The organism is Thainema salinarum CENA647, from assembly GCF_057732415.1.
In genome coordinates, this window is sequence record NZ_JBYJZJ010000022.1 from 5,197,549 (window position 1) to 5,210,746 (window position 13,198).

Genomic DNA, 13,198 nt, shown 5'->3' on the forward strand with positions numbered 1-13,198 from the left:
GTTAATTTCGCTGGTCGGACTTGTGAGTGGAAGAGTTGCGATCGCAACTGATGTACCCGAAATTGCCCAGGCGGAAAGCCGTTCGGGACTGAGCAATTCCACCGTTGTCGATTTGAATGATCTAATCGACAATCCCACCAACTACGACTTTTCTACGTTTAGGCCAAACTTAGAAAAGCTGATTCTCTCGGGTGCCGCCGATACTGAGCACATCAGCATTTTGTGGTACACGATTCCCGATGGCAGCGTCGGACTGCACTATCACTCAATGACGGAGTCAGTCTACGTCATCGATGGAACCCAAACCGATGCCAAAGGGGTTTATCCCACGGGGTCTCTCTACTTCAATCCGCCGGGCAGCGGTCACGAAATTTCAGACAGTACGGGCTTTTTCATCCTGGCCTATGCTTCACCACCAGATTTTGCCAACACCGATTTAATTGAGGACTATACCCCTGTTCAAATCAACACTGCTGATCCAGAACTCGAAACGCTTTACCCGTTCGAGGAGATGCAAGCTGGCGTTTCGGTCTACACCGTTCCCCTCGATCCAGACGGTGGCATGAGTTCCCAGTTCATCAGCACCTCCTCCTCTGAGGCTTCCGAGTATATCGGCAATTATCTGCTTGTCCTGCGAGGAACTTGCACCATTGATGGAACACCGTTCGGTGAGCAAATGCTAGTTGTTGCCACCACCATTGAGACACAATCTTATGCGGTCAGCGCAACGGAAGATAGCTCTTGCTTAGCACTAGGTCTGTCTTTTTAGGCAGACAAAAGGTAATAATCTAACCTACGGTAAGCGATCGCATGTAACGAAGGGAGGCATACCTATTTCCGTACAAAAAACAACTAACAAACGATCGGTGACAAGCCCTGAGTAATAAATGTAGAATCTGACTTGAGCTAGTTTGGGATGGACAATAGCTATGCGAGTACCCATTGGCAAACTAATCGTCAGCCTAGGCATGATCCTGGCAGTCGGAGCGCTACCAGCCCAGGCACAAGTTTCAGACAGTCAGGTTGCTGCACTGGTCGAGGCGCTTCGTAGAGCCGCACCTCAAACGGGGCGTGCAGATGACGGGCTTTATAGTGACTGGCAGATTATGCCAGGCAACATTCCTCGTTGGTTCAGGTCATGTATCGGGCGAGAGCTTTCACCGACTGAATTTGAGGCTAGCCCAGTCGTTGCCCGTTCGGTTGTGACTTGTGTCATGCGGGATGTGCTGCAAGATGAATATGAGGCTAGCGGTAATAATGAAATGCTAGCGGTGCGTCGATCCGCTGCCTGGTGGATGCGGGGTGACCCATCTCAGTACAACAGTTCTGAAATTGCCGACTATATTCAGAGTGTTGTGAGCGCCTATGAGGAACAGCAAAGAACAGCGGCAGCTACCCCTCAATCCTCTTCACCGTCGGTACAACCGCCTCAGTCGTCAGAATTTGATCGCTATATGGCGGCAGGATATGAGGCAACTCAGGAACGGGATTATGAAACCGCGCTGATCTATTTTCAGCGGGCATTGGACGAGCGTCCCAACAATCCCTATGCTCAGCAAGCCATCCAAAATGTTCAACAGTATCGCACGGACACGTCTGAAGAGGCACCTGGTAGTCAATCTCAGCCTAATTCCCAATAGCTTATGAAAACGTTGCTTGTTGGTTTAGCCGCAATTTTGTCTGCAGTCAGTGTGCCCGGTGCGTTGGCTCAATCTCCTAAAGTAGAGTGGGTCGAGGTCACACGCAATGCGGTGGGCGATCGCTTTTTGGTAGAACGTAGCTCTATTGAAGTTAGGGATGGAGCTGTGTGGTATTGGGAAAATCGCGATTTTCCACAACCGAACAATGCCTTTGTTGGGGTTGAGTTGGATCAACCCGTTTATAGTGTCATGCTGTATCGCTCTGCTGATTGTGTTGGCGGTGTTTCGCGGCTCAGACGAATTGTTGCTCGTGACCAAGAGCGGCAGGTGATTCAGCGCATTAACTATGATGCTGCTGGCCCGTTAACGCAGCCCCAGCCAGGCAGTAGCGCAGCAGCCGTCTTGCGCTTTGTCTGTGAACAAGCTGAGCCAGCACCATCTGCATCTCAATGATGGTCTGACAGTATAGAAATTCGCCATAGACATTCGTCTCATTTCAAACGACAAAACTACCGTCATAGGCAATTTGATTTCTGCCAGACTGTTTGGCGGTATACAGTAGGCGATCGGTGGCCGCAATCAGCGTTTGCGGGGATTGAGCTGGAGATGGAATACAGCTTGCAACTCCTATACTGAGCGTGACATAGTGGCTGGTTGACGAGCAGGCATGGGGTAGCTGGAGATATTCGACCTGAGCCTGCATCCGGGCGGCAACTGCGATCGCACTTGGCAAATCGGTTTCTGGCAGAATGACAGCAAATTCTTCGCCACCATAGCGAGCCACCAAATCATTTGTGTGGCTAATGGCACCCTGTAGCGCCTGCGCCACATGCTTGAGGCAGGTATCTCCCAGCAGGTGTCCGTAGGTGTCGTTGTACTGCTTGAAATAATCAATATCGGCTAAAAGCAGCGATATAGGTGATTGCTGCTCGGCCATCAGTTGCCACTGCTCCTTTAAATGCTCATCAAACCGACGCCGATTGGGAATTTGGGTCAAACCGTCTATGCCCGCCAACTGCTTGGCTTCCTGAATCTTGGCGTACCACTGATCATGAATAGCATCACCATGCTCACGTAGCGTATCGAGGATGATTTCTAAGTCGAGATTGCGCTGAGAAATCGCTGCCACCAGCATCTGCAAGCGCGCTTCGGCTTGTTGGCGCTCCCGAATCTCAAGCTGCAGCCTTTTGTTGGCAGTTTGCAGTTCAGCCTCGATCAAGCTGCCGTGCTCCGCCATAATCTGGATGGTCATTTCCAGATCTTGAACTTGGCTCTCAAGCTGTTCATTCTCAACCTGTAAGGTACTCATCTGTAGGACGAGATCCTGTTTAGCCTGCGGCGGTTGGTCGTTCGGCATAGATGCGTCAAAGAGATGAGTCAAACAACTTATTTTAGTATTCCCGTTTTAGCAGGTTCCGAGCGAAGCCATACCGTAAAACCAAAGATTTTGAAGGAAAGTTTCTAGCTTTTTGCCCGATGATGGCCGTATAAACCGCTATCTCTTCAGCTATATTGGTCAAATTTTTAGGAATCTGCCTCATAAAGTCCGTAAATCGACGATTGCAACAATTCTATTTATTTAGATAGTAATCGAGCATTCTAGGGCACTCTAAAAAGGCCAATAACCAGGCATAGGCAATCTAGCGCCCAGCGCCAACCGTCATCACCCTATTGTGCTCTACCGAAACTTATGGATCAGAAACCTAAGCCGAGCCGAAAAATCTCGTTGAGATCGCTGCTTATCATCCCCTTTGTCCTGCAAATTGTGGGAGCAGTCGGTCTCGTTGGCTATTTTTCGTTTCGGAATAGTCACCGAGCGGTGAATGACGTAGCGGCTCAACTGCGCAGTGAACTAACTGCCCGCATCGAACAGGAACTCAAAAACTACATCCAAACTCCGTTTCAGATTACTGAAATTAATGCCACCTCGCTGGCCCACGGGGAGCTGGAGCTGACTCAGATGGAAGATGTCTACGCCTTTTGGCAGCAGGCTAAAGCATTCCCCAACACGCACATGATTTACTGCGGCGGCGAAGCCGACGGCGCGTTTCTCAGCATCGCGCGTACAGACGATAGTAATTTTCCCTTGCGATTACAGTACAGCAACCCGGCAACGGGTTATCTTCAGCACTACTATCCGCTGGATGCCAAGGGAAACCTTAGCGACAGAACGAAGATTGATCAGCGACGCTATGATCCGCGATCGCGTCCCTGGTACCAGTCGGCTAAAGCCTCAGGAACCGCCGTCTGGAGCGATATTTATCTAGGGTTTACCGCTCTGGTGCCCGTGATTACAGCCAGTCAGCCTGTTTATAACGAAGCCGGTGAACTACAGGGCGTTTGCGCCGCCGACTTTTTCCTACCCGTGGAAATCGATCAGTTTTTGCAGGAGCTGAAGGTCGGCAAATCGGGCGAGACGTTCATCATTGAGCGGTCGGGGCTGCTCGTCTCTAGCTCAACCTCGCGGGAGGAAAAGCTAGTCCGAGGTGAGGGCGAAGCCACCCAGCGAATTGCTGCCACTGAAAGCCAAAACCCACTGGTCAGCGGTACGGCCAAGTATTTACTGGATCAGTTTGGCGACCTGAATCAGATTCAGTCGGTGCAGCAGTTGAGCTTTGAGGTAGATGGCCAGCGTGAGTTTGTCCAGGTGGCACCATTTCAAGACAATCGGGGCCTAGACTGGCTGATTGTGGTGACAGTGCCGGAGAACGACTTTATGGCTCAGGTCAACACCAATACCCGCAACACGATTCTGCTCTGTCTCGGTGCCCTGGGATTAGCGATCGCACTTAGTTTACTAACCGCCCATCGCATTGCCAAGTCCATTCTGCGGCTCAATCAGGCGTCACAAGCCATTGCCGATGGTCAGCTCGATCAGCATGTTGAAGCGCAAGGGATTGTTGAACTCGAAGGGCTAGCCCAGTCGTTTAACCGGATGGCCAAACAGCTCCAGCAGGCATTTAACGCCTTAGCTGCCGCCAATCAGGAGCTGGAACAGCGAGTCGATGAACGCACCGCCGAACTACAGGCCGCCAATGATGAAATTAATTCCCTTAATCAGAAGCTCAAGTCCGAAAACCTGCGCATGGGGGCGGAACTAGAGGTAGCCAAGCAGATTCAGCAAATGATTCTGCCCAGGGAAGAGGAACTCGCTAAAATCGACGAACTCGATATTGCCGGGTTTATGCAGCCCGCAGATGAAGTCGGCGGTGATTACTATGATGTGCTGCGCCATAATGGGGCGTTGAAGATTGGCATCGGCGACGTAACTGGGCATGGGCTAGAAAGCGGTGTGGTCATGCTGATGATGCAAACTGCCATCCGCACTCTGCAAACCCACAATGAAACCGATCCGGTGAAGTTCTTCGATACGCTGAATCGCGCCATTCACAACAACATTCAGCGGATGAATTCCACCAAGAATTTAACGCTGATGTTACTAGACTATGAAGCAGGCCAGCTCAAGCTGAGTGGGCAACATGAGGAAGTGATTGTGGTGCGATCGCAGGGTACGGCAGAGCAGATCGACACCTTCGATCTAGGTTTTCCACTGGCTCTCGAAGAAGACATCCGTCCCTTTATCAAACAAATGCAGATCAACCTCGATCCGGGTGATGTCGTCGTGCTGTATACGGATGGAATTACGGAGGCAATTAACAGCCAGAAGCAGCAATATGGCTTGGATCGCCTGCAGAAGGTAGTGCAGCAGCACTTAAGACAGTCCGCCGCTGAGATTCGGCAAGCGGTCATTCGCGATGTTCAGCAGTATATCGGCACGCAAACCCTGCGCGATGACCTTACCTTAGTTGTTCTCAAGCAAAAGTAATCAGGTATCCACGATGAGTCAAACGTTAACACTACAAACCTTTGGTGATTTTCAGGATGAAGCCGTCGTCAGCCGCGAATACTTGACGATTGTTTTCTCACCTAGCTCTGTTCCTCTGCGAGAACGCTGGCGCACCAATCGCTTATCTGCCAATTTTCTGGCGGATTATTTCTCAACCTTCTTCCCTGGCGAAGGACAGCCCCCTGGCATGAGTGATCCCAAGTCGGAGCTGATGGGCGTGATTACGTTCATTGCCAATGAGCTGCTGGAAAATGCCATGAAGTTCAGCGATACAGATTCAGCCGAAGCTATCATGCTTACGCTACAGCTTTATCCTGATAAGCTGGTGTTTCTAACTAAAAATCAGGTTGATTCTGCTACCGACGTTCAGCTCCGGGCCTTTATCCAGAAATTAACAGAATCTGACCCGAGTGAGCTTTACATTCAGCAAATTGAACAACAGGCTCAAGTGGAGCATTCAACCAGCTCTGGCCTCGGCATTCTGACCATTATCAATGACTATGCGGCACGGGTAGGATGGCTGCTTGAAACAGTCGAAGATGCAGGAGCCATTATTACCACTAAAGTCCAGCTTGAAATTTAGACTATTAAGTTAGTTCTCTATCGGGTTGATAACGATTAAGAGCAATCATGGAAACTGAAATTAGCATCCAAGACATTAAAGGCGAAGAGTACAGCATTCACTATGATGCTGTAACATCAACTGTATTTTTTGACGGTTCGCTCAGTTTAGCCAGCATCGAAGACTTTGCCCCCATCAACAACTTATTAGAAACCGCTCTAAATAACGCCGCACCCACGCTGATTTTGAATTTACGTCAGCTAGAGTTCCTCAACAGTTCCGGCATTAGTGTGCTATCTCGATTTGTGATTAAAGCCCGTAACCAAGAGCATAAAAGTCTGGTCGTACAGGGATCCGAGACGGTTATCTGGCAAAAGAGATCGCTGAGAAATCTCCAGCGCTTAATGCCCGCAATGGAACTAGAGTGGGCCTAAAGCGATGAACGGCCCGATGTCCAATGCGGACAATCCAAGGTTGAGCATCAGGGAGGCGCTCGAATAGGCGATTCGTTGCGGTCAAGATTTCGTCGGCGACTTCAAAGGCACCCGTTTCAATATCAATGGCTACAATCTTGCCGTAGTTACCTTCCTCGACCTGAGAGCGTACCTGATTTTCATAGATCTCATCGCCACGTCGAGCAAATTCTTCTTTGCTGTAGCGGGGTTGTCTAACCGCCATAAACACGACCTGTTCGAGCTTGTCAATTCCATTTTATCTTGAGCGCAGTGATCAGTTTGAGCTGACCTGATGCTTGGGGCGAGACAATAGGTATATCAATCGCCAAAAAGTGTTCCAAAAACAAATGCAGATTGCACACCAATAAAATCTCCCGGAATGCCATCACCGATATTGCCAGTCATGACCTCATTTAAGGCAGTCATAAAGGTGGGACTTTCGCTGAGCGCAATCAAGTGTTTGAGTAACCGAACTGTTGAAAAATTTATCAACAGCGCTGCAATTAAGCCTAGCACCCACCCAGCGGCACTTATTACTGCCCACTGCAACCAAAACCAAAGTTTGTGTTGAATCATTCTGCTGACGAGCATGATGAATTCCTAAAAGTGTTTAGCCCTCTTTTATCACTCCGCATGGAGAAAAGCCGAACCCTGCATTCGCTCGTCCTGCATGGCTGATGAATCCATTATGTCAGCGACGAAATTTGGACACCTCAGATTCCCTCTGCTTAGAGTGATAAAAGAGGGATACATGGACGTTGTTAGGTGGCGGACTGCGCATAATCCTTAGGTAAGATCAAAACAAGTCAAGCAATTCACAGGCAACCTTATGAATTCAACCCATGGCTTGCTCACTCGGATTACCCAAACTCCCGGTCAGTGCGGGGGGCGTCCCTGCATTCGAGGAATGCGAATTCGAGTCACCGATATCTTAGAAATGTTGGCTGAAAACGTTAGTGTTGCGGAAATTTTAGATGACTTTCCTGATTTGGAACTAGCAGATAATGAAATACCCCGCCGCAAGCGGACGGGGTATCAGAATCAAAAAAGAGCAAGTTGATTATCCCGATGCAATTTGAGGTAATCTTTGCCTTGGGCTTGAACATATTTGGCGATCATTCCTTCATCCCCGTGGCGGCCTACTGTACTCGCAAAATATCCATCACTCCAAAACTCGCCTCCCCAAAGTTTCTGCTTCACTTGAGGGCATCGTTTGAAGACTTCTCGTGCAGTTAAACTTTTCAGCATCGTTACCAGTTTGGTCACACTATAGGTCGGCACGGACTGCACTAGAAAATGGACATGGTCTTTGTCCACTCCAATTTCGACAAACTTCACCTCGTAGCGTTTCTCGATTTCGAGGCAGACCTCTCGCAGAACCGCATCTACTTGCTCATCAAACACAACCCGTCGATACTTTGCTGGAAACACTAAGTGGTATAGCAAAACTGTTACGTTATGACTCTTGTGGATGTACTCACTCATTCTTAGATCTTACGCCGCAGAGCGGCGGGGAATGGACCCCAAGAGATTCAAGCGTGTCTGCTCTTCGCAGCCCGACGAACTGATTTTCCTAGACTGACGGCATGAAGATTTGGGTCGATGCTCAACTGCCTCCAACGTTGGCAAATTGGCTATCAGCACCTTTAGTTTAGAAAGCGCTGCTCTACGAGACTTATCGCTTCGCGATGCTCAAGATATCGAGATTTTTGAAGCAGGGAAATCAGCAGTGCTCCATAAATCACAGTTCACGTGATGCATCCTGCCAAGGTACAGCAATGTCAAAATGCAGGACTTCCTCGCGTACGCCTAGTGGTTAGTCAAGAATTAATTGACGGGTAAAGTCGTTTCAACTTAATGCGTGCGTCCTCGGTGGTGAAGCGCCAATCAATCCACGTTTGCTGCTGATTGCGGGTCTCTACCCAGGCTGAAACTTCACGTTGCAGGGGTTCAAATTCAGCGATGCGTCGGTCTAAACATTGACGAGCCAGAATGCTCAACTCAATCTCGGCCATATTCAACCAACTGCCGTGCTTAGGGGTATAGCAAAATTCCAGGCGATTGAGAATGCGACGCGCCTCGGCCGGTTCAAAGGCTTTGTAGAGAGAGGCGGGTGTATGGGTGTTGAGATTGTCTTGCACCACCGTGATGAGCAGGGCATCGGGATAATGCAGATCGACAACATCTTTGAGCAAATGAGCATAATCAACAGCGGTGCGCTGTCGCGTCACCTCAACGTGTCGCCACCCCGCTATCGGTTCACATAACATGAATAGATTGGCGGTGCCGTTGCGCTCATATTGAAAATCCTGTCGCTGTGGCTGTCCCGGTTGTGCCGGCACTGGTGCGACGGTTTCTTTGACGAGCTGTTTCATCGCTTCGTCAAGGCAGATGATGGGGAAGTCAGGGTGATAGCGGCGCTGGTAAACTTCCAGCACGGATTCCATTTGGCAGACAAATTCGGCATTCTGTTCTGGCGGAATTACCCAGCAGTCTTGTTTCCAAGGCTGTAATTCGTTTTTTTCAGCGTTTGCCGAATGGTTTCATGACTCACGCTCTCAACATGGCCGAGTTGCACCATGTGACTTGCCAGCAAGCGCAATGTCCACCGTGCCTGACCCGCCGGAGCCTCACTACAGACCAAGGCAATCAAATGGGCTTCTTGTTCGCCATTCAAGCAGCTTGGTTTGCGTCCACCCCCGGTGCGTCGCACTAATGATGCCTCCAGCCCGAACTCCACAAAGCGACGGCGGACGCGTTCGACCGTGCGAACCCCGACGTCGAGGGCCGTCGCAATCGCCTGATCTGACCAACTGCCGTTGGGTTGATTGCAGTCGGCTTTGAGCAGAATGCGCGCACGGGTAATGCGATCCGCCGCGCGACGGCCCGTTGTCGCGAACTGTTCTAAGTAAGTCCGTTCTTCAGCACTCAAATCCACGATGTATTTCTTGACCATGACCGAAAGTAAGAGGTGTTTTTCTTACTTTAGCTGGCCGTCATCTATTTGTTGACGCACCACTAGCTTTTCGTATAGGGCAATAGCAGGCGGATCTTCATAATCGGCCTGAACAAAGATCACGTAGACTCCTCGTGTCGAGCCGATTCGACGCAGTTCGTGAATCAGGGCCGTGGCAATTCCCTGCCGCCGATGAGTGGCTGCAACTGCCAGATCATAAATGTAAATTTCGCTGCGTTCCTGTTCGAACTTTTTCAGTTCATAGGCAGCCAATCCACCCACCACAGTTCCCTGATCCAGAGCCGCGATCGCAATAAAGAATGGGCTGGCCAACAACTCTTCTACATAGGCTCGGCTGGGACGTTTTTCGCAATAGGTTGCCACCTCATCAAACGCTTCGCCAAACAGGGTCATCATCGCCTCGAATTGCGCCAGATCAGCGGGGCCAAGCAGCAAAATTTCGGCAGGAACGTTGGTTGACATCGTTAATCCTGAATACAATTCAGCTCTAGTAATGGGTTCGGCTTTCTTATCTTGACTTTAGGCTTCCGTATCTTGACCATAGATGTGAATGCGATCGCGCCCTTGGTGTTTGGCCGCATATAACGCTTGATCGGCCATTGAAATCAATGTAGCAGGGGAAGTTGCAGCCGTCGGGATGACGCCCGCAATCCCCAAGCTGACGGATACAATTGGGCTCACTTTAGACTGGGCGTGGGAAATTGCTTGCTCTCGTAGATACTGCTGAATCCGTTCTGCAATCACAATTGCGCCCTTGCGATCGGTATTGGGCAAAATGACCGCAAACTCTTCGCCACCATACCGAGCCACCACATCGGTGGGACGATTGACGGCCATCTTTCCCGCTTGTGCTATCTGTTTGAGGCAATCATCTCCCGCTTGATGACCATAGAAATCGTTATATTGTTTGAAATAATCTACATCAAATAAAATTAGAAACAAAGGCTGTTGTTCTCGAATCAGCCGCCGCCATTCCTGTTCAATATAGCAGTCAAAATAGTAACGATTGGCAATTTGCGTCAATCCGTCAATCATTACAATTCGCTGTAGCTCTAGATTCATTAGTTTAACTTTTTCGGCCTGTTTGCGTTCCGTAATGTCTTGAAATGCCACTACTGCATATTGAATCGAACCATTTTGATCGAGGATTGGCGTTGCTAAAACTTCTAAGGGAATAATCCGTTCAGGAGTATGGACTTCCATATCATCACAATGAGAAAATTTACCTTGTAATGCTCGATAAACGGGTAGACAATGCGTAGGATATAGACTATCGGTTTCTTCCCGATAGAGACGATAGATAGAAGACAAATTATCGATTGTTATATTGTGGATAAGCGAGTCCTGAAATAGTCGTTTGGCCACTTGATTTGCGTACACGAATGAACCATTAGGCTCATGGACAGCGACTCCAATTGGCAGAGCATCAAGGAATTGAGCCTGTTGCCTTTCATATGCGATTGCAAGTTCGATTGCTTCTTCTTCTAGCTGATGAATTCTTAAATGGGTGCGAATTCGAGCCAATAATTCCCGCTTATGAATGGGCTTAATTAAGTAGTCATTTGCTCCTAGTTCTAATCCCAAAGCAATATCATCGGGTTGAATGCGGGCACTGAGAAAAATGACGGGTAAACGTTCGAATGCAGGATTTTGGCGAATGACTTTCAGCACATCGTAGCCCGTCATCCCCGGCATCATCACATCTAATAAAATCAGATCTGGCTGCAAGTCCTCATCCAGCAGCTTCAGCGCTTCTTGCCCATCCGATGCAATCACAATGTGATAGTTTTCTAATTTCAAAAAGTTCTTGAGCACTTGAATATTGACTGGCTCATCATCCACGATCAGAATGCGCTTCTCACCTTCGCCATTATGTTGAGTCAGTGGAGCATCTGCCAGAGTAGAGCGATCTGTCCAATCGTCGGCTGGATAAACGGGTAGCACCTCTGGTCTGGAATTACGTTCACGACCATCATCATGACTCGTCCCGCGATCAGCCATAGATAAGGTAGCCACAGGCAAGGTAATCGGTAAGGTAAAGCGAAAGACGGAACCCCGTCCGGGGGTGGAACTGACCGTAATCGCTCCACCGTGCAGTTGAACCAAGCTACGCGTGATGGCTAGCCCTAACCCCGTTCCGCCATATTGTCGGGAGGCCGCTCCACCAACCTGCTCAAAGGATTCAAAAATGGCCTCCAGCTTATCCTCTGGAATACCAATCCCGGTATCTGCGATCGCAATTTCTATGGCAGAATCATCAGTCAAGTTTGCCGTCACCATTACTTGTCCTTGGTGAGTGAATTTAATCGCATTGCCAATCAGATTATGCAAAATCTGCTGGAGTCGGTTTTCATCAGCAAGTACGGGCGGCAAATCGGCTGGAACATGATTCAGCAACTGCAACTCTTTTGCGCCAATTAGAATGCGATCAAGTTGTAGAACGAGTTCAACAATCTCTCGCAATCGAATCGGTTTAACATGTAAAGCCAGTTGCTGATGTCTCAACTTTGAAAAATCCAGGATGTCGCTGACTAAATTGATCAGTCGCTGCCCGCTATGGCGCAGCATTTGCAGGTTTAAAGCTTGCTCTTGATTAAGTTCGCCAGTAACTCCATCGAGCATGGAATCAGCGATGCCAATAATGCCATGCAGAGGCGTTCTAAGTTCGTGTGAGGTATTGGCTAAGAACTCATCTTTGAGCTGATCCAGTTCTTGCAGATGCTGGTTTTGGGTTTCTAATTGTCGAGAGTAATCCCGAATTTCTGTAACCATTTGGTTAAAGGTTTCAGCCAGCAAACCCAGTTCATCCTGGCTTTGCAGTATAACAACGGTTTCGTAATCCCCTTCTCGAACTTTTTGGGCGGCTTGCTGCAGTTTCGTGATCGGACGGCTGAGCCATTGAGACAAAAGGATTGCCAACAAACTAGAACTAATAAAACTGCTGAAAATAATAATAATTCCAACTATTCTAATATGAGCCAGTTGATCAAGTTCACTACCAGCAACGTAATCAATTCCCAGCGCTGCAATAGTTTTCCCTTGCCTATTTTTAATGGGCACTAAAACACCAAGTGCTGTGTTATAGTCACCCACTTTAATAAATCGGTCATCGACCTGGATAGTGCCGTCAAAAACTTGAATAAAATTTTCGGTTGTCGCAGCAAATAAATTGCCGATTGGGTTCCCTGGCCAATCGCCTTGAGGTAAATAAGAACCAGACACCACGAATTTGACAACTTGATATTGCGTAAATTCGGGAGCCGGGACAACCAGAAATGCTCTCACATGATCATCACTCACCTCATAGGGATACTCATCTCTAAGCGGTTCCACAGTATCGCGGTTCACGTATTTAAGCCGTTGAAGAATTAGCACTAATCTTTGAAAATCGTCAGATGCCTGGAGCCGATCTCGTGCTTCTGGACTGAGGCTATTAATGGTCTCACCTGGAGCCAGCGCTAGAACGTCAGATTTGCTGACTTGAGGATTACGCTTGGCTTCTGCTTCAGCAGCAGCGGTCAGCCGAACGATTGCAGCGCGATCGGCTTCATCAAAGAGTAGCGTCGCGGTATGTCCTAGACGTTTGAGGTCTTTCTGCGTCTGCTGTAAAACAAACTGCTGTGTTTGCGTGTAGAAATAAGCAACGCTGAGGCCAGCTACGCTAGTTGATAACAAAACGATCGCCAATCCGAGCTTAACTCTAAAGGAAATCTGCCT

The 13,198-nt window shown here is 48.9% G+C and carries 14 protein-coding genes; 7 read left to right on the top strand and 7 right to left on the bottom strand.

Annotation, left to right across the window (positions count from 1 at the left end; all coding sequences use genetic code 11):
- Window positions 1–22 precede the first annotated feature (22 nt).
- The 3 genes from AC286M_RS29470 to AC286M_RS29480 all read left to right on the top strand — a co-directional run bounded on the left by AC286M_RS29470 (window position 23) and on the right by AC286M_RS29480 (window position 2,093).
- Window positions 23–769, top strand: coding sequence for a cupin domain-containing protein (locus AC286M_RS29470; RefSeq protein ID WP_488207781.1), 747 nt, complete (start codon window positions 23–25; stop codon window positions 767–769).
- A gap of 160 nt (window positions 770–929) precedes the next feature.
- Window positions 930–1,640, top strand: a complete 711-nt coding sequence (locus tag AC286M_RS29475) for a hypothetical protein (RefSeq protein WP_488207782.1) — start codon at window positions 930–932, stop codon at window positions 1,638–1,640.
- A gap of 3 nt (window positions 1,641–1,643) precedes the next feature.
- Entirely contained in the window at window positions 1,644–2,093 is a 450-nt protein-coding gene (locus AC286M_RS29480) for a surface-adhesin E family protein (RefSeq protein WP_488207783.1), read from the top strand.
- 43 nt (window positions 2,094–2,136) lie between these two features.
- Here AC286M_RS29480 and AC286M_RS29485 read toward each other — a convergent pair whose 3' ends face one another.
- Window positions 2,137–2,997, bottom strand: coding sequence for a diguanylate cyclase (locus AC286M_RS29485; RefSeq protein WP_488207784.1), 861 nt, complete (start codon window positions 2,995–2,997; stop codon window positions 2,137–2,139).
- A 333-nt stretch (window positions 2,998–3,330) separates the two neighbouring features.
- Between AC286M_RS29485 and AC286M_RS29490 the strand changes: the two genes are divergently transcribed.
- The 3 genes from AC286M_RS29490 to AC286M_RS29500 are packed head-to-tail and all read left to right on the top strand — an operon-like array spanning window position 3,331 to window position 6,483.
- Entirely contained in the window at window positions 3,331–5,466 is a 2,136-nt protein-coding gene (locus AC286M_RS29490; protein WP_488207785.1) for a SpoIIE family protein phosphatase, read from the top strand.
- Window positions 5,467–5,479: 13 nt separating this feature from the next.
- Window positions 5,480–6,070, top strand: coding sequence for a slr1658 family protein (locus AC286M_RS29495; RefSeq protein WP_488207786.1), 591 nt, complete (start codon window positions 5,480–5,482; stop codon window positions 6,068–6,070).
- Between the two features lie 47 nt (window positions 6,071–6,117).
- Window positions 6,118–6,483 carry a slr1659 superfamily regulator gene (locus tag AC286M_RS29500; RefSeq protein ID WP_488207787.1) on the top strand — a complete coding sequence of 122 codons (366 nt, stop codon included), beginning with the start codon at window positions 6,118–6,120 and terminating at the stop codon, window positions 6,481–6,483.
- Here the strand turns inward: AC286M_RS29500 and AC286M_RS29505 are convergent.
- On the bottom strand, window positions 6,413–6,727 hold the full coding sequence (locus AC286M_RS29505; protein WP_488207788.1) for a hypothetical protein: 315 nt from the start codon (window positions 6,725–6,727) through the stop codon (window positions 6,413–6,415). The genes AC286M_RS29500 and AC286M_RS29505 overlap by 71 nt on opposite strands.
- 95 nt (window positions 6,728–6,822) lie before the next feature.
- Complete coding sequence (locus tag AC286M_RS29510; RefSeq protein WP_488207789.1) at window positions 6,823–7,095, bottom strand: hypothetical protein; 273 nt, start codon at window positions 7,093–7,095, stop codon at window positions 6,823–6,825.
- Between the two features lie 238 nt (window positions 7,096–7,333).
- Between AC286M_RS29510 and AC286M_RS29515 the strand changes: the two genes are divergently transcribed.
- On the top strand, window positions 7,334–7,564 hold the full coding sequence (locus AC286M_RS29515; protein WP_488207790.1) for a DUF433 domain-containing protein: 231 nt from the start codon (window positions 7,334–7,336) through the stop codon (window positions 7,562–7,564).
- Here the strand turns inward: AC286M_RS29515 and tnpA are convergent.
- From tnpA to AC286M_RS29535, 4 genes are all read right to left on the bottom strand, one after another.
- Window positions 7,546–7,989, bottom strand: coding sequence for an IS200/IS605 family transposase (tnpA, locus tag AC286M_RS29520; protein WP_488202591.1), 444 nt, complete (start codon window positions 7,987–7,989; stop codon window positions 7,546–7,548). The two genes, AC286M_RS29515 and tnpA, sit on opposite strands and share 19 nt — an antisense overlap.
- Window positions 7,990–8,324: 335 nt before the next feature.
- Window positions 8,325–9,460 (bottom strand): IS630 family transposase gene (locus AC286M_RS29525; protein WP_488205674.1). Its coding sequence is split into 2 segments (ribosomal slippage): window positions 8,325–9,028 and window positions 9,028–9,460, totalling 1,137 coding nucleotides; the frame shifts between segments, so codons are not numbered across the junction.
- 24 nt (window positions 9,461–9,484) lie between these two features.
- Entirely contained in the window at window positions 9,485–9,943 is a 459-nt protein-coding gene (locus AC286M_RS29530) for an AAC(3)-I family aminoglycoside N-acetyltransferase (RefSeq protein WP_488207791.1), read from the bottom strand.
- A 57-nt stretch (window positions 9,944–10,000) separates the two neighbouring features.
- Window positions 10,001–13,156 carry a diguanylate cyclase domain-containing protein gene (locus AC286M_RS29535; RefSeq protein ID WP_488207792.1) on the bottom strand — a complete coding sequence of 1,052 codons (3,156 nt, stop codon included), beginning with the start codon at window positions 13,154–13,156 and terminating at the stop codon, window positions 10,001–10,003.
- Between the last annotated feature and the right edge of the window lie 42 nt (window positions 13,157–13,198).